Origin of the sequence: Streptosporangium sp. NPDC005286, assembly GCF_040607515.1 — a bacterium.
Taxonomy (GTDB): Bacteria; Actinomycetota; Actinomycetes; order Streptosporangiales; family Streptosporangiaceae; genus Streptosporangium.
On the sequence record NZ_JBEXGU010000063.1, the window covers coordinates 13,831 to 36,905 of the forward strand.

Annotated in this window: 17 protein-coding genes; 8 read left to right on the forward strand and 9 right to left on the reverse strand. The window is 70.8% G+C overall.

What is annotated here, in order from left to right:
* The gene (locus tag ABZU75_RS22915) at positions 1-2,727 is read right to left on the reverse strand and encodes an ATP-binding cassette domain-containing protein (protein ID WP_355557582.1); all 2,727 of its coding nucleotides are present in this window, start codon (positions 2,725-2,727) and stop codon (positions 1-3) included.
* A 230-nt stretch (positions 2,728-2,957) separates the two neighbouring features.
* Positions 2,958-4,214, reverse strand: a complete 1,257-nt coding sequence (locus ABZU75_RS22920) for an ABC transporter substrate-binding protein (protein WP_350952217.1) — start codon at positions 4,212-4,214, stop codon at positions 2,958-2,960.
* A 259-nt stretch (positions 4,215-4,473) separates the two neighbouring features.
* On the opposite strand from ABZU75_RS22920, the gene ABZU75_RS22925 reads away from it, so the two are divergent.
* Positions 4,474-5,577 carry an alcohol dehydrogenase catalytic domain-containing protein gene (locus ABZU75_RS22925; RefSeq protein WP_350912792.1) on the forward strand — a complete coding sequence of 368 codons (1,104 nt, stop codon included), beginning with the start codon at positions 4,474-4,476 and terminating at the stop codon, positions 5,575-5,577.
* 41 nt (positions 5,578-5,618) lie between these two features.
* On the opposite strand, the gene ABZU75_RS22930 is transcribed toward ABZU75_RS22925, so the two are convergent.
* On the reverse strand, positions 5,619-7,853 hold the full coding sequence (locus ABZU75_RS22930) for an MMPL family transporter (protein ID WP_355557587.1): 2,235 nt from the start codon (positions 7,851-7,853) through the stop codon (positions 5,619-5,621).
* 126 nt (positions 7,854-7,979) lie between these two features.
* Here ABZU75_RS22930 and ABZU75_RS22935 point away from each other — a divergent pair, with 126 nt between their 5' ends.
* On the forward strand, positions 7,980-8,513 hold the full coding sequence (locus tag ABZU75_RS22935; protein ID WP_355557591.1) for a TetR family transcriptional regulator: 534 nt from the start codon (positions 7,980-7,982) through the stop codon (positions 8,511-8,513).
* 93 nt (positions 8,514-8,606) lie between these two features.
* On the opposite strand, the gene ABZU75_RS22940 is transcribed toward ABZU75_RS22935, so the two are convergent.
* Together ABZU75_RS22940 and ABZU75_RS22945 are read right to left on the reverse strand one after the other, a co-directional pair.
* Positions 8,607-10,655, reverse strand: coding sequence for a PASTA domain-containing protein (locus ABZU75_RS22940; RefSeq protein ID WP_355557594.1), 2,049 nt, complete (start codon positions 10,653-10,655; stop codon positions 8,607-8,609).
* Between the two features lie 285 nt (positions 10,656-10,940).
* Positions 10,941-11,789 carry an LLM class F420-dependent oxidoreductase gene (locus ABZU75_RS22945; RefSeq protein ID WP_355557597.1) on the reverse strand — a complete coding sequence of 283 codons (849 nt, stop codon included), beginning with the start codon at positions 11,787-11,789 and terminating at the stop codon, positions 10,941-10,943.
* Between the two features lie 255 nt (positions 11,790-12,044).
* Between ABZU75_RS22945 and ABZU75_RS22950 the strand changes: the two genes are divergently transcribed.
* The 5 genes from ABZU75_RS22950 (at position 12,045) to ABZU75_RS22970 (ending at position 16,491) form a co-directional block, all read left to right on the forward strand.
* Positions 12,045-12,836 carry an alpha/beta hydrolase gene (locus ABZU75_RS22950; RefSeq protein WP_355557600.1) on the forward strand — a complete coding sequence of 264 codons (792 nt, stop codon included), beginning with the start codon at positions 12,045-12,047 and terminating at the stop codon, positions 12,834-12,836.
* Positions 12,833-14,083 carry an LLM class flavin-dependent oxidoreductase gene (locus tag ABZU75_RS22955; RefSeq protein ID WP_355557603.1) on the forward strand — a complete coding sequence of 417 codons (1,251 nt, stop codon included), beginning with the start codon at positions 12,833-12,835 and terminating at the stop codon, positions 14,081-14,083. Before ABZU75_RS22950 ends, ABZU75_RS22955 begins: the two co-directional genes overlap by 4 nt.
* 161 nt (positions 14,084-14,244) lie before the next feature.
* On the forward strand, positions 14,245-15,126 hold the full coding sequence (locus ABZU75_RS22960) for a TIGR03619 family F420-dependent LLM class oxidoreductase (RefSeq protein ID WP_350912778.1): 882 nt from the start codon (positions 14,245-14,247) through the stop codon (positions 15,124-15,126).
* 166 nt (positions 15,127-15,292) lie between these two features.
* A complete protein-coding gene (locus tag ABZU75_RS22965; RefSeq protein ID WP_355557607.1) occupies positions 15,293-16,117 on the forward strand; it encodes a HipA family kinase in 825 nt (274 codons plus the stop codon).
* Positions 16,114-16,491, forward strand: a complete 378-nt coding sequence (locus tag ABZU75_RS22970; protein ID WP_350912774.1) for a DUF3037 domain-containing protein — start codon at positions 16,114-16,116, stop codon at positions 16,489-16,491. The genes ABZU75_RS22965 and ABZU75_RS22970 overlap by 4 nt, the downstream gene beginning before the upstream one ends.
* 111 nt (positions 16,492-16,602) lie before the next feature.
* Here the strand turns inward: ABZU75_RS22970 and ABZU75_RS22975 are convergent, their stop codons facing one another.
* The 4 genes from ABZU75_RS22975 to dxr all read right to left on the reverse strand — a co-directional run bounded on the left by ABZU75_RS22975 (position 16,603) and on the right by dxr (position 21,791).
* A complete protein-coding gene (locus ABZU75_RS22975) occupies positions 16,603-17,445 on the reverse strand; it encodes a DUF4081 domain-containing protein (protein ID WP_350913421.1) in 843 nt (280 codons plus the stop codon).
* A 67-nt stretch (positions 17,446-17,512) separates the two neighbouring features.
* Positions 17,513-19,123 (reverse strand): alpha/beta hydrolase, encoded by a 1,611-nt coding sequence (locus ABZU75_RS22980; RefSeq protein ID WP_355557611.1) that lies wholly within the window; start codon positions 19,121-19,123, stop codon positions 17,513-17,515.
* 281 nt (positions 19,124-19,404) lie between these two features.
* Positions 19,405-20,571 carry a flavodoxin-dependent (E)-4-hydroxy-3-methylbut-2-enyl-diphosphate synthase gene (gene ispG, locus ABZU75_RS22985; protein ID WP_350912770.1) on the reverse strand — a complete coding sequence of 389 codons (1,167 nt, stop codon included), beginning with the start codon at positions 20,569-20,571 and terminating at the stop codon, positions 19,405-19,407.
* 35 nt (positions 20,572-20,606) lie between these two features.
* Positions 20,607-21,791 (reverse strand): 1-deoxy-D-xylulose-5-phosphate reductoisomerase, encoded by a 1,185-nt coding sequence (dxr, locus tag ABZU75_RS22990; protein ID WP_355557615.1) that lies wholly within the window; start codon positions 21,789-21,791, stop codon positions 20,607-20,609.
* 193 nt (positions 21,792-21,984) lie between these two features.
* On the opposite strand from dxr, the gene ABZU75_RS22995 reads away from it, so the two are divergent.
* The gene (locus tag ABZU75_RS22995) at positions 21,985-23,070 is read left to right on the forward strand and encodes a peptidase (RefSeq protein WP_355557618.1); all 1,086 of its coding nucleotides are present in this window, start codon (positions 21,985-21,987) and stop codon (positions 23,068-23,070) included.
* The last annotated feature ends 5 nt before the right edge of the window (positions 23,071-23,075 follow it).

The window sequence follows — 23,075 nt, forward strand, 5'->3', positions numbered from 1 at the left end:
TCACGACACCCCCAGATAGGCGGCGGTGAGCCTGGCGCCGTCCACCTCGGCCCGGGGGCCGGTCCAGGTGACCCTGCCCAGGCGCATGAACGCGACGGTGTCGGCGAGTTCGAGCACCGAGGTGGCCTTCTCCTCCACCAGGAGCAGCGCGACGCCGCGCTCGCGCAGCTCGGCGAAGACCTCGAAGACCTGCTCGACGAGGAGCGGTGCCAGGCCGAGCGAGGGCTCGTCGGCGATCAGGACCCGAGGCGGCCTGACCAGAGCGGGAGCCAGGGTGAGCAGCTGCTGCTCACCGCCGGAGAGTGCCCCGGCGGCAAGCCTCCGGCGCCTGGCGAGTTGCGGCAGCCGCTCGTAGACGGGACCGGGATCGGCGAGCCAGGTCCGCAGATTCTCGTCCACGGTCAGCCCGGGGAAGACACCGCGCCCCTCGGGTGCGAGCAGCACACCTTCCCGCGCGCGGCGGTGGGCGGGCCAGGAGGTCACGTCGACCCCGTCCAGGACCACCCGCCCCGCCGTCACCCGGAGATCCCCCGCGGCGACCGCGCAGGTGGTGGACTTGCCCGCGCCGTTCGCGCCGAGCAGCGCCACCACCTCTCCCGGCCGTACCGCGAGGTCCACCCCGCGCAGCACCGTGACGTCCCCGTACCCGGCGACCGCGCCCTCCAGCCGGAACAGCGCGTCCTCGACGGCGGGTGCCCGCGGCGGTGCGGTGACCGGGCGGTGGCCGGTCCCGTTCATCGCCTTCGGCTCCGGAGCGGGCCCCGCGCTCTCGTCCCCCTCGCGCGGGGGTGTCTCGCGTTGGAGGGCCGCGGCGCGGTCACCGCGCGTGCGCCGGCGGTGGCGGGCCTCGCCCAGCTGGGCGAGCACCCCGTCCGGATGCCTGGCCAGGATCATCCCGCCGGCCCCGAAGAGGATCGCCCCGACGTGCGCGGAGACGTGCCACCCGGCCAGCAACTCGGGGAAGATCGCGGCGATCAGCCCCCCGAGCACCGCGCCGCCGATCCTGCGGACGCCCTGCAGGACGACCACGGCCAGCCAGACGAAACCCGAGAAGGCCGGCAGGTCGGTGGCCGTCACCGAGCCCTTGGAGATCGCGAACAGCACTCCGCCCAGCCCCGCGATCCCGGAGGCCAGGGCAAAGAGCATGATCTTGGTACGGGGGGCCGAGATGCCGGAGGTGGTCGCGGCGGCGGGCGCGGAGCGGACCGCCAGGACCGCCCGGCCCGAGGCCGACCGTTCCAGGTTCCGCACCAGGAGCCCGACCAGCCCGATCAGGGCCAGCAGCAGCAGGACCCGTACCCGGGGGTCGGTGGTGTCGGCGAACCCCAGTCCGAGGGCGGGCAGCGGCCAGCCGATCGTGCCGTTGCTGAACTCGTCGATCTGGAAGAGCACCTGGTCGGCGAGGAGGGCGAGGGCGAGCGTGGCCAGGGTGAGAATCCGGCCGCCCAGCCGGAGGGCGGGCAGCGCGACGAGCACGCCGACCGCTGTCGCGCCGAGCACCCCCAGCAGGATCGCCACCGGTAGGGGCAGGCCGGAGGAGAACGCCCAGCCGCAGGTGAGCGCGGCCATCGAGGCGAAGGACGCCTGCGCGAGGTTGACCATGCCGCCGATGCCGGTGACGACCACGAACGAGCAGAAGATCAGCGCGAGGACGAGCCCCTGGGCCACCACGCTCACGTAGAAGTCGTCGGCCGGGCGGGTGAGGGTCCAGGCCAGCAGCGCGACCAGGCCGAGCGCCCACGGCAGGCGCCGCCGCCACGGCGGCAGGTCGGCCAGGTGGTCGGGCGGCGGCGCGTCCTCGGCGGCGGACCCCGCGATGCGGCCCCTGGACCGGTTGAGCAGGATCAGCCCGACGAACAGCAGGATCACCGGTACCGCCGTGCGCAGTCCGGTGACGTCCTCGGCGAAGTCCGCGTACCCCGCGACCAGGTTCTGCACCACGCCGAGCCCGAGCCCGGCCGCGAACGTCCATGGGATCGACCGGAGCCGGCCGAACACCGCGGCCGTCGCCGAGACGAACAGCATCACGGTGAACGCGGTGGAATCCAGGCCCAGGGTCGAGACCGCCAGCACCCCGGCGAGCCCGGCGAGTGTCGAGCTGAGCGTCCAGGCCATGGCCGAGGAGGCGTCGACGTCGATCCCGCGCAGGGTGGCCAGCCCGCGGCAGTCCACCGAGGCGCGCATTCTCAGGCCGTACGGCGTGTGCCGCATGAAGGCCCACAGCCCCGCGGCGGCCAGCACCGCGAAGGCGAAGGTGATGAGCTGGTCGGAGTCGAGGTGGACGCCGCCGAAGGCGTAGGTGGCCGCCGGGTAGGGGCCCAGGCCGCGCGGCAGCGAGGTCGCGTCGGCACGGGGCAGCCCGAGCGGCTCGGCGACCAGGTCGACGACCAGCAGCCCGAGTGCCGGGAGCGCGATCGTCAGGCCGATGGTCCCGACGATCTGCGCCGTCTCCCCCGCCTGGGCGAGGCCGCGGAACATGACCCTGTGCAGCAGGTATCCGAGCAGCGGTGCGAAGAGCGCCACCGCGACCACTCCGGCCGCCCAGGCGGGCAGCCCGAGGCCCACGTTGAGTTCGAAGTACAGCAGCGCGGCCAGGAACCCGATGGCCCCGTGAGCGAAGTTGAACACGCCCGTCGCCGCGTAGGACAGGGTCAGCCCCGAGGCCATGACCGCGAAGACGGCTCCGGTGACGAGGCCGCTGAGAATGTAACCAACAAGCTCGGACATAAGGGCCATCACCCCGGAATTTCGCGCCTGGTTGCTGACTGCTCACGGGTGTGACCCGTTCGCCTGCGGGACCGGTACGACCGGCCTTCGCGCGGGCCGGAGCCGCTCCCCGAAGAGGACGACGGTCGGATGGTGGGGTTGACGGGTGAGGGGCGGCGGGGCGGCCGGAGGTGCCCCCGGCTCGCCGCTCACGTGGCCCGCCAGACGCGTGAGCGGCAAGCCCGCGCCCGCTATTTCAGCGGGACGTTGTCGAAGCACTTCATGTTCTTGGCCACCTTGAAGGCGCCCCCCTCCAGCTTGACCAGGGCGCCGCAGCCGTTGGGCTCGGTGTGGTCCCTGGGATAGCGGATCCGGCCGAAGCCGGGATTCTCGTAGTCGAAGGAGCCGTTGGCCGCGGCCAGGAACCTCTCCCGGGTCAGCTCCTTGCCGGTCTGCTCCAGGATCTTGAGGAAGATGTCGGCCGCCCAGTAGCCGATGGCCAGATGCTGGGTGAGCTGAGTCCCCGGTGCGGCCTTCTCCACGTCCGCCTTGAGCTGCGCGATCTCCGGGGCCTGCGACTCGAAGGGCTCGAACATGGGGGCCGCGATCACGCCTTCGAGCGCCTGGGCGATCGCCGGGTCCGCCAGGATCGCGGCGTCGTAGCTGGTCGCGTCGGAGATCAGGCCCTGGTAGCCGGCCTTCTTCAGCGCGCCGTACAGGCCGACGTTGAACTTGGTGCCGGCGATGATCGAGACCACCAGGTCCGGCGGCCCGCCGCCGTCGGAGGTCATGATCTTGTTGATGTACGGGAGCCAGTCGGGCGGCGGGGCCGCGGCGGGCAGACCCGAGTTGAGGCCGACCAGTTTGAAGCCCGCGGCCTCGAAGGACTGCGAGATGGTCTTGCCCCCGTACTTGCTGCCGCTGGAGTCACTCGTCTGGATGTAGACGCTCTTGCCCGCCGAGCCGCCGATGAGCTCGGCCATCTGGTTGCCCCACCAGGTCTGCGAGCCCGCGCCCGGCTGCGGCGCCAGGCAGCCGTTGTAGCCGAAGCCCGTCTTCGTGCCGCACCACTGCGGCCCGGTGGCCCAGCCGAACCACGGCACGCCCTGCTGCTCCAGGAAGGTCGCGCCGCCGAAGTTGGGCGCGTGCACGGGGACCAGCGCGAACACCCTGTCCTTCTGGACCAGCTTCTTGGCCGCCGCATCCCCCTTGGCCGCGTCCTGGTTGTCGTCCTCGGCCCCGATGAACTCGATGGTGCGTCCGTGCACGCCGCCGGCCTCGTTCGCGCGCTGGAACCTGGCTCTGGCCCCGATCTCCGCGTCCTTGGTGGAGTAGCCGCTCGCGCTGGTCTTGGTGAGCACGCCACCCACCTTGACCGTCGTGGCGGTCACCCCCGCCGCCCCCTCGGAGCCACCGCCCCCCGCGGCCTTCTGCTCGGCCGCGCAGCCGCCTGCGGCGAGCGCCGCCGCGGCCACCAGGCCGATGAGTCGCACTGCCTGCCGTCTCATAGGTCGCTCCCTGCCGTGCCGTGCCGTGCGGCGCGCGCCTGACACAATTTGGCCTAGCGCTCGCTTGGTTTCGTCAGCGTAGATTTGGCATCCGGGGGTGTCAATGGAAGATCACCACACCCCCCACACGGGCCACCCGACCACCTGGAAGGCGCGGCGGCACCCCGGCACGGTAGATAACCAAGCAACTGCTTGCTTATAATGCCGCTCCGGGCTAGCGTGCGGAGCACACGGGGCCCTCGGCTCGACGGGAGCGGACATGTTGATGCGTGCGGCCGTACTCACCGGGTTCGGCACGGCGCTGGAGGTACGCGAGGTCGAGATCGCCGACCCGGGACCCGGCGAGGTGCGGGTGCGGATCAAGGCGTCCGGCGTCTGCGGGTCCGACATCAAGGCGCTGGACGGCAAGAGCCCGGTGGTGCGACGGCTCCCCTTCGTACTCGGCCACGAGAGCGCCGGGATCGTGGAGAGCACCGGAGCCGGGGTGACCGGCGTCAGACCCGGTGACCATGTGATCATCGCGATGAACGGCGCCTGCGGGCGCTGCCGCAACTGCGGCGCCGGCCGGTTCCACCTGTGCGGCGGCCCCGCCAGGATGGCGGCCATCATGGGCACGATGCGCGACGGCGGTACCCGGATCACCGTGGACGGCGACGGTGCCAGGACGATGATCGGCATCGGCTCGTTCGCCGAGTACGCCGTGGTCAACGAGGCGATGTGCGTGAAGATCGCAAAAGACGCGCCGTTCGACACCATGTGCCTGCTGGCCTGCGGGGTGATCACCGGCGTCGGCGCGGTGCTGAACGTCGCGCAGGTCACCCCCGGCTCCAGCGTGCTGGTGGTCGGCTGCGGCGGGGTCGGGCTGAACGTCGTCCAGGGCGCCGCGCTGGCCGGAGCCACCACCATCGTCGCCGCGGACGTGGCCGAACAGAAGCTGAAGCTGGCCGAGGAGTTCGGCGCCACCCACACGATCCTCGTCACCGACCTGCCCAAGCAGGTGGGCGAGATCGTCAGGGGCGGCGTGGACTACGCCTTCGACGTGACCGGCGTGGCCGGCGTGCTCGGCGCCGCCCTCGCCTCCACCCAGCCCGGCGGCACGACGGTGATGGTCGGCAGCCCGCCGCAGGGCGAGCCGCTCAGTGTCGAGCCGGGCCTGCTGTTCGCCTCCAGACGCCTGATGGGCACCCAGGGCGGCGACGCCGCCCCGATCAGGGACCTGCCCATGCTCGCCGAGCAGTACCTGCGCGGCCGCCTCGACCTCGACCGCCTGGTCAGCGAGCGCCTCCCGCTGGAGGAGATCAACGAGGCGATCCGGCACGTCCGCGAGGGGGCGGTGGCCCGCAGCGTCATCGTCTTCGACTGACCGCCGCCCTCGTGCACGACCTCCCCGGTCGCCGCTTCGGCTCAGCCGCGACCCGCGCCGACGAGTTCCCTGCTCGGCTCCTCGATCTCCTCGTCCTCCTCCTGCCCCTCGATGGAGAGGTTGGGCAGGAGACGGTCCAGCCAGGCGGGGCACCACCAGTTGAACCTGCCGAGCAGGACCATGGTCGCCGGGACCAGCAGGCCCCTGATGATCGTGGCGTCCACCGCGATGGCCACCGCCAGGCCGACACCGAAGATCTTTACCATCGGATCGGGGTAGGCGACGAACGCGACGAAGACCGAGACCATGATCAGAGCGGCGGAGGTGATCACCCGGCCGGTCGACCCCAGCCCCTCGGCCACCGCCCTGCGGTTGTCGCCGTGCCTCAGGTACGCCTGCCGCACGGCGGTGAGCAGGAAGACCTCGTAGTCCATCGACAGGCCGAACAGGATCGCGAACAGCATCAGCGGGATGTAGCTGTCGATCGGCACGGTGAAGAAGAGCGTGCTCAGATAGGAGGCGTCCACGTTGACCGGCGGGTCCATGCCGACCAGGCCACTGCCCAGCCCCAGGGAGAAGACCAGCGAGAGCGCGCCGAACGCGGCCCCGAGCGAGATCAGGTTCATCACCGCGGCCTTGATCGCGACGACCGGCGAACGGAACGCCAGGAGCAGCAGCAGTGCGCTCAGCAGGACCACGACGCCGACGACCAGCGGGGTGCGTGCGGCGATCTTGGAGTTGGCGTCGGCCATGCCCGCGACCTCACCGCCCACGTGTACCTTGGCTCCCTCGATCTCGAGCGCGCGTACCGCCTTGACCACATCCAGCGCCCGAGGGTCACTGGGGGCGTAGTCGGGGATCGCCTGGACCAGGGCCGCCGTGCCGCGCTCGTTGAGAACCGGGTCGCCGACATGGGCCACCCCTTCGACGTCCGCGACGCGGTCCTTCAGGTTCTGCAATACGGCCGGGGCGGGCTTCCGGTCGACGACCGGGGTCTCCAGATCCGCCACCACGATGAGCGGGCCGTTCATGCCGGGTCCGAACCCGGCCTGCAGCAGTTCGTAGGAGCGCCGCGCGTCGGTGCCGCGATCGCCGTAGCCGTTGTCGAGCGTGCCCAGCTTGAGTCCCAGGGCGGGGGCGGCGAGCGCTCCCAGGAGCACGACGCTGAGCGCGAGCACGCTCCAGGGACGCCTGGCCACCCAGTTGCCCAGCGAGGCCCAGCCGGAGGAGCCGTGGCTGCCCCGGCGCCCCATGAACGGCAGGCGGAACGCGTTGACCCGCTGTCCGAGCATCCCGAGCAGCGCGGGGACCAGCGTGACGGCGGTGAGCACCGCGCAGACCACCGAGATGCCGGTGATCCAGCCGAGTGTCTGCAGCATGGGGAAGTCGGCGAGCAGGAGCGCGCTGAGCGCGATGATCACCGTGCCGCCGGCGAACACCACCGCACCACCGGAGCTGGCGGCCACCCGGCGGATCGCCTCGTGGACGGGCACATCGTCGGCCAGCAGCTTGCGGTACCTGCTGAGCAGGAAGAGCGCGTAGTCGATGCCGACGCCGAGGCCGATCATCGTCGCCAGGATCGGCGCCTGCTTGGGCACGTCCACCAGGTGGCCGAGCAGGCCGATCGTGCCGAGCCCGGTCGCGATGCTGACCAGCGCGACGAAGATCGGGATCATCGCGGCGACCAGGGTGCCGAACGCGAACAGCAGGACCAGCAGCGCGCAGATCACTCCAATGATCTCGCTCGTCCCGGTCTTGATCTCCTTGTTCGCCGGGCTCGACGAGCCGGCGGGCACGACCTCCAGGCCCGCCGCCCGCGCGGGCTCGGCCGCCTCGACGAGGAGCTTGGCGGTCTCGGCCATCTTGGTGGTGTCGTGCCCCGCAAGCTTGACCGCGATGAAACCGATCTCCAGGCTGGGCGCGATCCCGCCCGTCCGGGAGGGAGGGGTCACCTCCACCACGTGCGGGACCTTGCGGATCTGCTCCGCGGCGCGTTCCACCGCGCTCTTCCTCGGCTCGGCGATGAGGGAGCCGTCGGGAGAGTAAAGGACGAGCTGGACCGAACCACCTATCTCGTAACCGGGGCCGAAGCCGTCCTTCAGCAGGTCCACCGCCCGCTGGGCGTCGGTGCCGGGGAGGCTGGTGTCGTTGGTGGCCGGTCCGGGGAACAGCACCGAGCCCGCCATCAGCAGTGCCGCGGCGACGACCCACAGCGCCAGCACCGCCTTGCCATGCCGCGCGCACCAACTCCCCAGCCGCCCCAGCAAACCAGACATTCGGTGACCGCCCTATTAAAGTCTGAAATGTACCTGAAACGCCGTACTGTACGGCCGTACAGAACCTACGATACGAGAGTAGGCGCGCAAACTGGGAAATACTCCCAATAGCGTGGGATTGAGACGATGACCACACTTGAACATGGACACGACACGCGCGGCCGGATCCTCGACGCCGCTCGCCGGTTGTTCGCCGAGCGCGGCTATGCGGCGACCTCGCTGGCCGACATCGCCGCGGCCGTCGGCCTGACGAAGACCGCCGTCGCCTACCACTTCCATCCCAAGGACCGGCTGGCCGCCGAGCTGCTCGCACCCGCCGCCGAGGACATCATGGTCCTGATCGAGAGCGACTTCGACGACGACCGCGCCTTCGTCGAGGCCCTGGTGACCTTCGTGGTCAGGTACCGGGCGATCATCCGGCTGATCATGGAGGACATCGGCGGCGCCGACGACGCGCCCCCCGGCTCCCCCGGCGAGATCATTCGCGCCTTCCGTGACGAGATCTACCACCGGCTGGCCGGACCCGACCCCGATCCCGACCGCCAGGTCTGGGCCTGGGCCCTGCTGGGGTCGCTTCAGTACGGGGTGGTCAAGACGATCGACCTCCCCCAGGAGGACGTCAGGAAGGCCCTGCTGGCCACCACCCTGGCCGCCATCTGACCGCTACCCCGTCGCCCCGCGAACACCACACCCGAGTTCCCCGCTCCCCCGCGGGCGCCCATCGCCCCGGCCCGCCGCCGTACCGGGATGCCGTCATCCCGACGGAGCCGCCTCTCCGGGTACCGGATCCGGCGGGTCGGGCGGATCCGGAGGCGCGGTGGTCTCCCCCGGGCCGTGGCTCGGTCCCGGACCAGGCCCCGGACCAGGCCCGCTCTGGCCCGCCACACCCACCGTGATCACGACCGTCGCGCCCGGCCGGGCACAGGTGCCCGGCGCCACGCTCTGCGCCAGCACCACACCGTCCTGGGCGTCGTCGGTGACCAGCCGCGCCCGGGTCCGTACCGCGAAACCCGCCCCGCCGAGCGTGTTCGAGGCATCGGCCGCGCTCTGGCCGGTGATCGACGGCACCGAAACGCCGTACCTGGAGATGACGAGCGCCACCGCGCTGCCCGGCGAGACGTGCTTGCCCGCGCCGGGGGTGCTCGCCAGCACCCGCCCGGCCGGCTGGTCCGAGCAGCGCGTACTCACCCCTCCGGCGACCAGCCCGGCCTGGGTAAGCGCCGCCTGGGCGGCACTCCTGGCGAGGCCGACCAGCGTGGGCACCTGGATCCCCGCGGAGACCTCCAGGTTGACCTTGCCCTTCCTCGGCAGGGTGGCCCCCGCCACCGGGTTGCTCGCGAGCACCTCCCCGACCGGCCGGTTGGAGTTGACCGCCTGGACGGTCCCGGCGACCAGCCCGGCCTGTTTGATCAGGCGCGCCGCCCCGGAACGGTCCAGCCCGACGAGGGCCGGCACGACCGTCATGACCTCGGGCGGTGGCAGCGGGGAGGATCTGACACCCTCCGCGCGCGGCGGCTTGGCCGGATTCGTCGGGAGCGGCCTGACCGGCGGGCTCGTCCTGCTCGGCTGCGGCGCCGTCTCGACCTGGGGACTGCTCTCCACCACCGGCACCGCCGGCGGTACCGCCGCGCCTTTCGGGGTGACACCGCTCAGTGCCGGGACCAGCACCCCCACCAGCACCGCGGCGCTCACCAGCAGCGCCCCGGAGACCGCCATCGACGCCCTGGTGGCCGCCCGCCCCGGGTGAGTGCGGGGCTCGTCGAAGTCCTCGCCTTCGGTGAAGTGCCCGCGCCCACCGGACATCGCCCGCCAGGCGGACCCGGAGGTGCGCGACCTCCCCGCGAGGCCCGACACATCGGAGGAACCGGGCGTATCCGAGGAATCAGCGGGACCGGACACGCCGGACGGGTCTGAGACGTCAGGCTCGCCGGAGCCGGCCCGCAGGGCGAGACCGCCGGGCACCGGAGGGGTCCGGGAGTCGAGCACCGACCTGTGCCCGTCGTTGCCGAGCAGCGCGAGCAGCAGCTCCCGGCTGCTGGGACGGTTACCGGGATTCTTGTCCAGGCAGTCGACCACCAGCGCGCCGAGCAGCCCGTCGAGGCGCCCCAGCCGCGGGGCCGCGGTGAGGATCCGGTTCAGGACCGCCGCGATCGAGTCCTGGCCGAAGGGCGCCTGGGCGTTGGCCGCGAAACATATCGTGGCGCCCCAGGCGAAGACGTCGGCCGCCGGGTTGATCTCGGCGCCCTCCACCTGCTCGGGCGCCATGTAGGCCGGAGTACCCGCACCGCGCCCGCTCTGGGTGGCCGCCGCGTCCAGCGCCCTGGCCAGCCCGAAGTCGATGACCCTCGGCCCGTCCGGACCGAGCAGCACGTTCTGCGGCTTGAAGTCGCGGTGCACGATCCCGGCCCGGTGGATGGCCGCGAGCGCGGTGGCCGTGCCGATGGCCAGACGCTCCAGCCGGCCTCCCTCGCGGGGCCCGCTGACCGCGACCTCGCGGTGGAGCGACGGGCCGTCGACGTACTCGCTGACGATGTAGGGCCGGTCGCCGTCCAGCCCGGCACCGATCACCTGGGCCGTGCAGAACCGGGCCACCTGCTTCGCCAGCTCGACCTCGCGCAGGAAGATCTCAGGGTTCTCCCCCACCGAGCCGTGCAGAAGCTTGACCGCGTAGGGCTCTGATCCGGTGTCGGGGCGCACCCCGACATAGACCACTCCCTGGCCTCCCTCTCCGAGCCGCCCGATGATCTCGTACTCACCGAGCGCCGCCGGATCCCCCGTTCTGAGCGGCTGCGCATACGGCACGCGAGCCTCCCCTCGCCGCCACCCTTCTCACTCAAGAAGAAGCATCGCCGACAGTCAACGGGCAGACAGGTCTTCTCTCCCTCACCGTGATATTCATGTGATGCTCAGGTCAGGGCAAGTCCCAACACACCTCCCGAATCGCCAACGCCCAGCACAGAGCCGGTGCCGGGCCGGCCGTCCGGTACGGCCCGCGGGACCAGGCCCCGGCGCGTCGTTCCCCCGGAGTCAGCGACCTGAACAGGCCCACGACCTCGTGCCCACCGGGAATGCCCGGACTGCGGCCGGTCAGCGGAGGAAGGCCGTGTACTCGTCGAGGATGGGGAGGATCTGGTCGGCCTCGGCGCTGGGAAGGCTGAGTATGACCTCCTCGATGCCCATTTCGGAGTAGTAGTCGAGTTTCTCCGCGTTGGGGAGCGTGCCGAAGGGGACGATCTTGGCCATCTCGCGTTCCGCCTTGTCGCAGGCTTCGCGCAGGGCGGGGAGGGCGGCCCTGATGCCCCGGCCGCCGATCGGCATCCAGCCGTCGGCGTACTCGGCGACGTGGGCGAAGAGCTTGGGGCCCGCGGCCCCGCCCACGTAGACGGGGGGACCGGAGATCGGCTTGGGCCAGGACCAGGAGGGCTCGAAGCCGACGTGGCGGCCGTCGAAACCGGCCTCCTCCCGGCTCCACAGGGCCTTCATCGCCAGCATGTGCTCGCGGGCCACGTCGCGGCGGGAGCGGAAACCCTGCGGGCCGAGGTGATCCTCGACCTCCTCGACGTTCCAGCCGAACCCGATGCCGAGCACCACCCGGCCGCCGGAGAGGTGGTCGAGGGTGGCGACGGCCTTGGCGGTGACCAGGGGTTCGCGCTGGGCGACGAGCATGATGCCGGTGCCGAGGGTGATCTCGCTCGTCACGGCGGCGGCGTGGGAGAGCGCGACGAGCGGGTCGAGCGTGCGCCGGTACTCCTCGGGGAGCACCGCCTGTCCCGCGGCCGGGGGCGTACGGCGGGAGATGGGGATGTGCGTGTGCTCCGGCAGGTAGAGGGAGGCGAACCCGCGCTCCTCGGCCGCCCCGGCCAGTTCGGCGACCGGCATGGACCGGTCGGTGGCGAACATCGTGACACCCAGCCGCATCAGCGCCTCCGTCTTCACGTCCGGACCTTCGACGGGCGTCTCGCCTCTCGGCCGGACACCCCGTCTTCGCCGGACATTCTGTCCCGTATCCCAGCCGTCCGCCCAGGTTGCCGGGGGGAACGTCCCGGCCAAGCGGACCCGCTTGGTTAACCAAGCGATTGCTCGTTTATCATCCCTAGGGTAGCTTGCTCACGTCACCAAAGACGAGGCGTTCACCGGGCACGGCTGAGCACCGCGGCCGGCGGACACGGCAATCCTCACGGGAGGACGCTGATGGCGTTCACGGATCTGGGCGACGTCCGGCTGTTCCACACCGACGACGGCTCCGGCGACACGACGCTGCTGCTCGTCCACGGTCTGGGCGCCGACTCCCACGAGTGGGTCCACCACATCCCCACCCTCGCCAGGGACCATCGGGTGATCGCGGTGGACATGCGCGGGCACGGCTACTCCTCCGCACCCGAGGAGGGCAACACCCCCCGGCAGATGGCGGACGACCTCGCCGGGCTCTGCGCGGCCCTGGGCGTGGAGTCCTGTGTCGCCGTCGGCCACTCGATGGGCGGCCAGATCGTCTCCCATCTCGCCGTGGAGTACCCCTCGCTGGTCAGGGCGCTGGTCACGGTCGATCCCGGCTACGGCTTCGCGGGCGCGCTGAGCGAATACCTCCCCACCCTGATCGAGCAGATGCGCGAGGACGTCGTGGGGGTCTCACTGCGCAACGACGAGTGGACCCAGACCGCCGCCACGCCCGAGTGGCTGCGCGAGTGGCACCGGCGCCGGATCCTCGCCACTCCTCCGCACGTACTGCTCCAGGCGTTCGAGGCGATGTTCGGCGGTCCGGACGCGCTCGGCCTGCGCCCCAACTCCGACGAATACCTCGCGCGCCGGACCTGCCCGGTGCTCACCTTCTGGTTCGACCCCTCACAGGCGACCTGGGAGGCCGGACTGTTCAAGAACCCGCACTCCAAGGCGGTCACCTGGGAGGGCAGCGGTCACCGGCTGCACGAGGAACGTCCGGGCGAGTTCCTCATCGTCGTCACCAACTGGCTAAGGAGCCTGCCGTGAAGTTCTCGTTGATGCTCAACCCGCAGATCCCCGGCTCGGGCTACAGCCAGGAGGAGAACGCGAAGGCCAGGAGGCCGATCGGGCGCGACACCGAGTCGTACCAGAGGCTGCTGGACGAGGTGCGCGAGATCGCCGTCCACGCCGACCAGATCGGTTTCGACGCGTTGATGATGACCGAGCACCACTTCCACTCCGAGGGTTTCGAGTTCTCGGTCAACCCGCTGATGTTCCTCACCGACCTGGCGGCCAGGACCGAGCGCATCCTGCTCGCCCCGCTCGGCCTGGTGCTGCCCGCCTGGGACCCGATCAGGGCGGCCGAGGACGTGGCCCTGCTCGACCAGTTCAGCAAGGGCCGGCTCCGGCTCGGCGTGGCCCGCGGCTACCAGAACCGCTGGATGAACGTGCTGGGGCAGCGCTGGCACGCCTCGGCCGCCAGGTCCGACGGGTCGAACTCCGACAACCGCAACTTCGACGTGTTCGGCGAGGTGCTGAACATCATGAAGATGGCGTGGACCCAGGAGACGCTCCGCTACAAGTCCGACGTGCTCGACTACGAGGTCCCCTCGCCCTTCGACGGGATCGAGGGCTGGCCCGCGCAGGAGTGGACCAGGACCTTCGGCGCCCCGGGTGAGCTCGACGACGACGGGAAGATCCAGGCGATCTCGGTCTGCCCCCGGCCGTACCAGAACCCCCACCCGGAACTGTGGCAGCCGTTCACCATCTCCGACCGCTCGGTGGTCAGGGCGGCGCAGGAGGACATCCTGCCGTGGATGTTCACCCCGAACCCCGACGATCACGCCGCCAAGGCCAGGCTCTACCAGGAGGAGTCGGCCAAGTGCGGCCGTGACTACAAGCTGGGCGAGCACACCGGCATCCTCAAGATCGTCGGAATGGCCGACACCAAGGAGGAGGCCATCGCCACCTACGGCAAGAGCATGCAGAAGGACTTCGCCGCCTTCTTCGGGCCGTTCGGCTACCTGGAGGTCCTGCGTAAGAAGGAGGACGACAGGCACCAGCCGATCAGCCCCGAGAAGGGCGACTTCAAGCGCATGAACGAGGTCGAGATGGCCCTGCTCGGCGGCCCCGACGACGTCAAGCGCGGCATCCAGCGCATGCTCGACCGGATGCCGGACCTGGAGTGGTTCGGCCTGTTCATGCAGGGTCAGCAGGGCGTCCTGCCCCTCGACACCGTCAAGCGCAACCTGGAGCTGTTCGCCACCAAGGTCATCCCCGAGTTCTCCGACTGACCTTTCGCTGATCCGGCCCTCCAGAGGTCCCCACCCTCCGGGAAATCCCCGTCGGGAATCCCGGTGGGAAGTAAGGACAGGGACGGCACCCGCAGATGTCCCCCGGCTACCCCGGGGGGACATCTATCGAAATTTCAGCATTTCGGAGCCCAGGAGGATCCGTGCAGTTCTGGCTTGGAGCGTCATTCGTCGAGACCGGCCAGTTCGTCGAACTGGCCAGGGCCGCGGAGCGGTGCGGCATTCACACGCTCACCCTGTCGGACCACATCTTCTATGCCGACTTCGAGTCGCCCTATCCCTATTCCAGAACCGGCGCCCCCCGCTGGAACGCCGGGACGCACTGGCCGGACGTGTGGGTGACGATCGGCGCAATGGCCGCCGTCACCACCACCCTGCGTTTCGCGCCCAACGTCTACATCGCCCCGGCCCGTGATCTGTTCACCGTCGCCAAGCAGGTCTCCACGGCCGCGGTCCTGTCCGGGAACCGGGTGACCTTCGGCGTCGGCGTCGGCTGGTGCAAGGAGGAGTTCGTCCAGACAGGCCAGGACTTCCACACCCGGGGACGCAGGCTGGACGAGATGATCCCGGCCCTGCGCGAACTCTGGGCCGGCGGCACCGTCACCCACCACGGCACCCACTACGACTACGGCCCGCTCTCGATCTCCCCCGTACCCTCCGTGCCCGTGCCGTTCTTCGTCGGCGGCGACAGCGAGGCGGCGCTGCGCCGCGCGGCCAGGACGGGCGACGGCTGGATGGGCAACCGGATCTACACCGAGGAGCAGCTCGACCCGGTCCTCGCCGACCTGCGGCGCTACCTCAAGGAGTACGGCAGGGCGGAGGACGCCCTGCAGATCATCGCGCCACTCGCGGTCATGCCCGACGCCGCCACCTACCGCCGCTTCGCCGACAAGGGGGTGACCGGAACGATGGCCGCGCCCTGGTGGCTCGCCACCCCCGAGGAGAAGGCCGGGTACGGCGAGGGCATCGAGCTCAAGATAGCCACCATGGAGCGCTTCGCCGAGGAGGTCGTCTCGAAGATGTGACGCCTCGCCCGACGCACACGCCCGGCACGGCCCCGTATCGGGCCGCGTGTCGGGCCGCGGTGGATCCCGGTGGTGATCACCGCACCGAACCGGCACAGCGTGCCCCGGCCGGGCCCGCATGCCGGGTGGCCGGTCGCCCGGCGGCCCGAGCCGATAGCCTGGCCGGGTGCTCGAAAAGATCAAAGCCACCCGTTACGTGACGCCCCTGCGGGAGGGCGGCTCGCTCCCCGGGGTCATGGAGGCGGACGACCTCGGCACGCACGTCGTGAAGTTCCGCGGCGCCGGCCAGGGCCGCCGGGTCCTGGTGGCGGAGATCGTGTCCGCCGGACTGGCCCGGCGTCTCGGCTTCCGCACGCCCGAGCTGAAGGTGATCGACGTCGATCCACAGCTCGGCGCCCGCGAGCCGGACGAGGAGATCCAGGACCTGCTCAAGGCCAGCGAGGGCAACAACCTGGCCGTCGACTTCCTGCCGGGCGCGCTGGGCTTCGAGCCGCTGGCCTGGCCTCCAGAGCCCGGTTTCGCCTCCCGCCTGCTCTGGTTCGACGCGCTGATCCACAACGTCGACCGGAGCTGGCGCAACCCGAACCTGCTCCTGTGGCACGGCGACACCTGGCTGATCGACCACGGGGCCGCGCTCTGGTTCCACCACAACTGGCCCTCGGCCGACCCGCTGCGCGGCTTCGACGCGCGCGACCATGTGATGGCCCCCTTCGCCACCCGGATGTCCGAGGCCGACGCCGAGTTCAGCGAGAGGATCACCAGGGACCTGCTCGACGGGGTGGTGGACGAGGTTCCCGACGAGTGGCTGGAAGGCGAGCCGGGGTTCGACGGGGCGCAGGCCGTGCGGCAGGCGTACGTCGAGCACCTGCTGACCCGCGCCCAGGGCCCGCGCACCTGGCTGCCGGCTCCCTCGGCCGCCTCCGGCCAGGACTCGGCGGCTCAGCAGGGAAAGCCCGGCTCGGTGGGCGCGTTCTGGAAGGACAGCCGGTGAAGGACGTCTACGAGTACGCGATCATCCGGGTCATCCCCCGGGTGGAGCGCGGCGAGCTGATCAACGCCGGCGTGCTGCTCTACTGCCAGCCACGCGGCTACCTGTGCGCCCGCGTGGAACTGGACGAGGCACGCCTGCGCGCCCTCGACCCCCAGGTGGACCTCGACGGCGTACGGCACGCGCTCGACGTCTACCGGCGCTCCTGCGGCGGCGACGAGGGACCGCTGACCGAGGAGCCGCTGGGCAGCCGGTTCCGCTGGCTGACCGCCCCGCGCAGCACGATCGTGCAGACGGGCCCGGTCCACGCCGGTCTCACCGCCGACCCGGAGGCGGAGCTGGAGCACCTCGTGACCTGCCTGGTCCGCAGCCCCTGAGCCGAGACCGGAAAGCGGCTTCGGTCGTCCAGGTGCACGGTCTCGACCTCGATCCGCCGGTAGCCGAGTCGCTCGAAGACCGGCGATCCGCCCGGAGCGGCGGGACGCCGGTCAGAAGAGCACGGACATGAAGGTGCCGACCTCGACGAAACCGGCCCTGCGGTAGGCGGCCCTGGCCGGGGCGTTGTAGTCGTTGACGTACAGCGAGACCACCGGTGCGAAGTAGTCGAGCGCGTGCTTGACCACCGCGGCCATCCCTGACACCGCGTGGCCTCGGCCACGCAGGTCGGGGTGGACCCAGACGCCCTGGATCTGGCAGGCGTGCGGCGTCACCGCGCCGATCTCGGCCTTGAAGACGACCCTGCCCCCCTCGATGCGGGCGTACGACCTGCCGATCCTGATCAGCTCGGCGACCCGGGACCGGTAGAGGGCTCCGCCGTCCCCCAGCTCAGGGGAGACGCCCACCTCCTCGGTGAACATCGCCACGCAGGCCGGCAGCAGGATGTCGAACTCGTCGGGCCGGACCCGCCGCACCAGCGGGTCGGCCGGGAGCGGCGACGGCTCCGTGGTCACCATGAGCGGCTGCGCCCAGCGGATCGCACGGGCGGCTCCCCAGTGCGGCTCCAGCCGCTCCCAGAGCACCTCGACCGCGTCGGCCGGGCCGACGATCGAGGAACAGCGGCGGCCCTGCTTGCGTGCGCGTTCGGCGAAGGCGTAGACGGCGTCGGTACCGGCGTTGACCGGAACCAGGTTCGCCCCGGCGTAACAGAGGGAGGTCAGGCCACCGCGCGGCCCGAACCCCCACATCTGGCCGCCGAGTCTGGCCGGATTGAGCCCGACAGAACGGACCCTGGAGGCGACGAAAACGTTACCGACGGGGTCGATGTCGAGAAGCGCCAGGACCTCGTCTCGATCGTTGTCGTCGAGCACGCGCGACGCCGTTGTACGCAGCATCACATGCTCAGCCTACGCGACCCCCTCGATTTTGGCAGGAACCAACACAGAGCATCTCATCTACCTGCTAGGTCGCCCTTCCCCCCGGGTGCCCGGCGGGCACCCGGACGGGCGAGGGTCCGATCACCGGCACGGGCACCGGCAGCGGCAGGCCGGGGCAACGCGCGTCCGGACTGCCGGAGTCCCGCCGTGCTCCACCGGGGAGGGTGCCGTCCCGCAGGTAGGCGGCCAGGCGACGGTCGACGCAGGCGTTCCCGTTGAGCGAGATCCCGTGGTTGCCGCCGGGTACGACCAGCAGCCGGGAGCCGCGGAGCAGGGTACGCATCCGCAGCGCCCCCGTGTACGGGGTGGCGGCGTCGCGCTCACCCTGGATCAGCATGACCGGTGGCAGCCTGGTGCTGTCGTGCACCCGCACGGGGGTGCCTCCCTGCACGGGCCAGAACGCGCACGGCGCGTTGTACCAGGCGTTGGGCCAGGTGAGGAAGGGTGCCCTGGCGTTGGCCCTGGTCATGTCCGTCCGCCAGCGTGTCCAGTCGCGCGGCCAGACGGCGTCGCTGCACTGCACCGCCAGGTAGACGGCGTAGCTGTTCTCATCCTTGGCATCGTTCTCCGCGTGCTTGCGGTAGGCGTTGAGCAGGAGTGCCGTCTCCCCCTTCTTGACGTAGGCGGAGAAGGCCTTGGCCAGCTGCGGCCAGACGGCGTCGGAGTAGCCGCCGACGGTGTAGAGGTCGTCGAGCTCGCTCGGGCCGATCACTTCCGCCGCGGGGTGGCCGCCCAACCGGGTACGCATGGCGTCCCAGGCGAAGGAGACGGCCCTCTCGGTGGTGCCCAGCCGGTAGACCGGATTGTGACGGGCGATCCATCTGAGGAATTCCCGGTGCCTGCTCTGGAAGGCGATGCTCTGGCTCAGGTTCGAGCGGTACCAGATACCGCGCGGATCCACCACGCTGTCCAGGACGAGCCGCCTGAGCCGGTCGGGAAAGAGCGTCGCGTAGACCGCGCCCAGGTAGGTCCCGTACGAGTAGCCCAGGAAGCTGATCTTCGACTCGCCGAGCGCCTCCCTGATCAGGTCCATGTCCCTGGCGGAGTTCTCCGTGGTCATGTGGGGCAGCATCCAGCCCCACCGGACGCCACACGCCTGGGCGTACTCGCGGGCCCGGTCGATGAGCATGCTCTCGTCCCGCCTGGTGACCGGCACCTGGTCGGGACGGGGCGGCTTGTAGTACTCCACGGGATCGACACAGCTCAGCGCCGGCTCGCTGGCCCCCACCCCGCGCGGGTCGAAACCGATCACGTCGAACCGGTCGGCCAGGCCGCCGGGAAGCCCTGCCACGACGGCCTTGACCAGATCGCGACCGGACGCCCCGGGACCGCCTGGATTGACCAGCAGCGCGCCGAGACGGTCGTGGGTGGCCCTCCCTCTGATCCGGTTCAGGGCGATGTTGATGGTCTGGTACGGGTTGTCGTAGTCGAGCGGCACACTCAGCGTGGCGCACTCCATCCGGCTGTCCGCCCGCTGCCCGGGAACGGACGGCGTCACCCCGGGCACCGAGGTCCCGCCCTCGCAGGGCCCCCAGACCAGCCCCTCCCTGCCCTGGGCCACCGCCCCCTGCGGCACTCCCACCGCGGCTGCCAGCATCGCGATGCTCGCGGCAATCCCGACGACCCTCTTCTTCACTGTGCGGTCCCCCTACTCGTACGGCAGAGGCGATGGTCTCCCGGAGGTGGCGCGATTCACCCGGGACACAACCGGATATCTAGCAAAGTGTAGTCAGATGATTGCTAAGTGTAATGATCCCAGGTCGGACGGCGCCACCAGGTGGGCCAGCAGAACACCGCAAACGGCCACGGAGGCTACGGAGACCGGAGATCTCCGGCGAAGAGCACCCCACAAAAGGTGCGCCCCCGGCGGCGAGAGAGCGACCGGGGGGCGGACACGTGCGGGAAGCGGGACGGTGCCTAGCCGACGACGACCTGGGGGCCCGTGACGTCGTCGTCGAGGTCGACCTCCACACCCATCTGCTCGGCGAGGCGCAGCGCCTCCTCGATCAGGGTCTCCACGATCTGCGACTCGGGAACGGTCTTGATGACCTCGCCCTTGACGAAGATCTGGCCCTTGCCGTTGCCGGAGGCGACACCGAGGTCAGCCTCGCGGGCCTCACCGGGGCCGTTGACGACGCACCCCATCACCGCGACGCGGAGCGGGACCTTCAGCCCCTCCAACCCCGCCTGGACCTGCTCGGCCAGGGTGTAGACGTCGACCTGGGCGCGCCCGCAGGAGGGGCAGGAGACGATCTCCAGGCCGCGCTCGCGCAGGTTGAGCGACTCCAGGATCTGGTTGCCGACCTTGACCTCCTCGACCGGCGGGGCGGACAGCGACACGCGGATGGTGTCGCCGATCCCCTCGGCGAGCAGGGCCCCGAAGGCGACGGCGGACTTGACCGTGCCCTGGAAGGCCGGGCCCGCCTCGGTGACACCGAGGTGGAGCGGATAGTCGCACCGGGCGGCGAGCAGGCGGTATGCCTGAACCATCACGACCGGGTCGTTGTGCTTGACGGAGATCTTGATGTCGCGGAAGCCGTGCTCCTCGAAGAGCGAGCACTCCCAGAGCGCCGACTCCACCAGCGCCTCGGGGGTGGCCTTGCCGTACTTCTGGAGCAGGCGGGGGTCGAGCGAGCCGGCGTTGACGCCGATCCTGATCGGCACGCCGCGGTCGGCGGCGGCCCGCGCGATCTCACCGACCTTGTCGTCGAACTTCTTGATGTTGCCGGGGTTGACCCGGACCGCCGCGCAGCCCGCCTCGATCGCGGCGAAGACGTACTTCGGCTGGAAGTGGATGTCGGCGATCACCGGGATCTGCGACTTCCTGGCGATGGTCGGCAGCGCGTCGGCGTCGTCCTGCGAGGGGACCGCGACCCTGACGATCTGGCAGCCCGAGGCGGTCAGCTCGGCGATCTGCTGGAGCGTCGCGTTGACGTCGGCGGTGACCGTGGTGGTCATCGACTGGACGGAGACCGGCGCGTCCCCGCCCACGGGGACGGAGCCGACCATGATCTGACGAGATATGCGTCGCTCGGCGATCGGCCTGGTCCTTACGGACGGGATTCCGAGAGCAACAGAAGTCATTTTCAGCCCTTGAAGAGTCGACGACGCTCACCAGTCTAGGCAGTCCCGGTGAGCTCCCGTGCCCTTATCCGTGCCCAGGAGTCGGCATCGAGCACCTCGGCCACCGATCCGGCCTCGGTGACGGTGTGCTCGGAGACCACCGAGGCCACGGTGTCGACGATGCCGAGGAAGGGCAGCCGACCGGCCAGGAACGCCTCGACGCAGACCTCGTTGGCGGCGTTGTAGACGGCCGGTGCCGTGCCGCCGGCCGCGCCGACGTGGCGGGCCAGCGCGACGGCGGGGAAGGCTCCGTCGTCGAGCGGCTCGAACGTCCAGGTGTGGGCGGCGGTCCAGTCGACGCCGGGCGCGGCGTCGGCGACCCGCCCGGGCCAGCCGAGGGCCAGCGCGATGGGCAGGCGCATGTCGGGCGGGCTGGCCTGGGCGATGGTCGAGCCGTCGACGAACTCGACCATCGAGTGGATGACCGACTGCGGGTGGACCACGACGTCGATGTGCTCGAAGCCGATGTCGAAGAGCAGGTGCGCCTCGATGACCTCCAGGCCCTTGTTGACGAGCGTGGCGGAGTTCACCGTGATCACCGGTCCCATCGACCAGGTGGGGTGGGCGAGTGCCTGCTCGGGGGTCACCTCCGCGAGGTCCGCGCGCGACCTGCCGCGGAAGGGCCCGCCGCTCGCGGTGACGACCAGGCGCCGCACCGCGGAGGCGTCGGGGCCGGTGGGACCCGCCGCCCACAGGCACTGGGCCAGCGCGGCGTGCTCGGAGTCGACCGGGATCAGCTGGCCCGGCTTGGCCAGGCGCTTGACCAGCGGCCCTCCGACGATCAGTGACTCCTTGTTGGCGAGCGCGAGCGCCCGGCCGGCCTCCAGCGCGGCCAGCGTGGAGGTCAGCCCCAGCGCGCCGGTGATGCCGTTGAGCACGACGTCGGCGGGCCAGGAGGCGGCCTCCGCCACCCCTTCCTGGCCGGCCAGCACCCGCGCGTCCACCCCGCGCGCGGCCAGGGCCTCGCGCAGTTCCGGCACCGCGGCGGGATCGGCGACGGCGATCACGTCGGGCCTGAACTCGGCCGCCTGCCGGGCCAGCAGGTCGATCCGGCCACCGTAGGCGGCCAGCGCGACCACCCGGAACCGGCCGGGGTTGCGGGCGATGACGTCAAGGGACTGGGTCCCGATGGACCCGGTCGAGCCGAGCAGGACGACGGAGCGGACGGTGTCTGGCTGCACCGTCCCATTCTCCCGGCTCGGGCCGCGCTGTCGAATCGGCCTCATCCACACGGAAATCTGTTAGACGTGAAACACGCGATAAAAGGCGATATTTAAGTCCGAATTTCGTCATATCAATAGCTGTAAATCTTGAGAAATGCACACGTACGGCGCACTAGCTTCCCGGAACAGCAACGGGCCTCGGGAGGTACATATGCGACGCACAGCACGACTCATCCCCCTTCTCACCGCGGTCGCGGGAAGCACTCTGCTCACCGCGACGATCGCGCACGGCGCCACGGGCACGGGTGCGGGCGGCCCGGGTACGGGCGGGGGCGTCACCGCGACGCGGGCCGTCCCCCAGCCGGTCGAGAAGGAGGCGGCCGACACCAAGGCGGAGCAGCGGACCGTCCAGCGCTACTGGACGGAGGCGAAGATGGAGGCGGCACAGCCGCTCGCCACTCTCATCCCGGAGAAGGAAGGTGCCCGCCTCACCTCGGCGGCGATCGCGGCGCAGGCCGCGGCCGACCCCGTCTCCATCCCCGCGACCACGTCGGACGGCGAGGCCGTCCCGGCCACCGGAATGGCCGCCAAGGGCACGGCGGCCGTCCGCGCCTCCACCGGCGCGCCGTGGACCCGCGGCGGGGCGATCGCCAAGACCACCGGCCGCGTCTTCTTCACCTACCAGGGCCGCAACGCCTCGTGCTCGGCGAACGCGGTGACGAGTGAGAACAGGAGCACCGTGATCACCGCGGGGCACTGCGTGCGGATGGGCGGGGCCTTCCACAGCAACTGGGTGTTCGTACCGGGATACGAGAACGGCAACCGGCCCTACGGCACGTGGGTGGCGACCACGCTCTACACCACCCCGCAGTGGAACAACACCGAGGACATCAACTACGACGTGGCCTCGGCCGTGGTGGCCCCGCTGAACGGCAGGTCGCTGACCGACGTGGTCGGCGGCCAGGGCGTCTCCTTCAACCAGTCGCGCCGGGCGCAGATGCACTCCTTCGGCTACCCGGCGGCCGGTCCCTACGACGGTTCCAAGCTGGTCTACTGCGCCGGACGGGCCTTCGACGACTTCCTGATGTCCCGCGACATCGGGTTGAACTGCAACATGACCGGCGGGTCGAGCGGCGGCCCCTGGTTCCTCGGCTTCAACGAGAGCACCGGCCTGGGCACCCTGAACTCGGTGAACAGCTTCAAGTACGACTTCGCCTCCGGCTGGATGTTCGGCCCGTACTTCGGCACCGACGCGCAGGCCGTCTACGAGGCCGCCCAGACAACCGGCGCTCCCTGAGACTC

What these genes read in the sequence shown, in the direction of transcription:
- ABZU75_RS22935 (WP_355557591.1), top strand. Translation starts at nt 7,980, where the DNA reads ATGACCACACTTGAACATGGACACGACACGCGCGGCCGGATCCTCGAC.
- ABZU75_RS22995 (WP_355557618.1), top strand. Translation starts at nt 21,985, where the DNA reads ATGCGACGCACAGCACGACTCATCCCCCTTCTCACCGCGGTCGCGGGA.
- ABZU75_RS22950 (WP_355557600.1), top strand. Translation starts at nt 12,045, where the DNA reads ATGGCGTTCACGGATCTGGGCGACGTCCGGCTGTTCCACACCGACGAC.
- ispG (WP_350912770.1), bottom strand. Translation starts at nt 20,571, where the DNA reads ATGACTTCTGTTGCTCTCGGAATCCCGTCCGTAAGGACCAGGCCGATC.
- ABZU75_RS22925 (WP_350912792.1), top strand. Translation starts at nt 4,474, where the DNA reads ATGTTGATGCGTGCGGCCGTACTCACCGGGTTCGGCACGGCGCTGGAG.
- ABZU75_RS22930 (WP_355557587.1), bottom strand. Translation starts at nt 7,853, where the DNA reads ATGTCTGGTTTGCTGGGGCGGCTGGGGAGTTGGTGCGCGCGGCATGGC.
- ABZU75_RS22920 (WP_350952217.1), bottom strand. Translation starts at nt 4,214, where the DNA reads ATGAGACGGCAGGCAGTGCGACTCATCGGCCTGGTGGCCGCGGCGGCG.
- ABZU75_RS22915 (WP_355557582.1), bottom strand. Translation starts at nt 2,727, where the DNA reads ATGTCCGAGCTTGTTGGTTACATTCTCAGCGGCCTCGTCACCGGAGCC.
- ABZU75_RS22975 (WP_350913421.1), bottom strand. Translation starts at nt 17,445, where the DNA reads ATGCTGCGTACAACGGCGTCGCGCGTGCTCGACGACAACGATCGAGAC.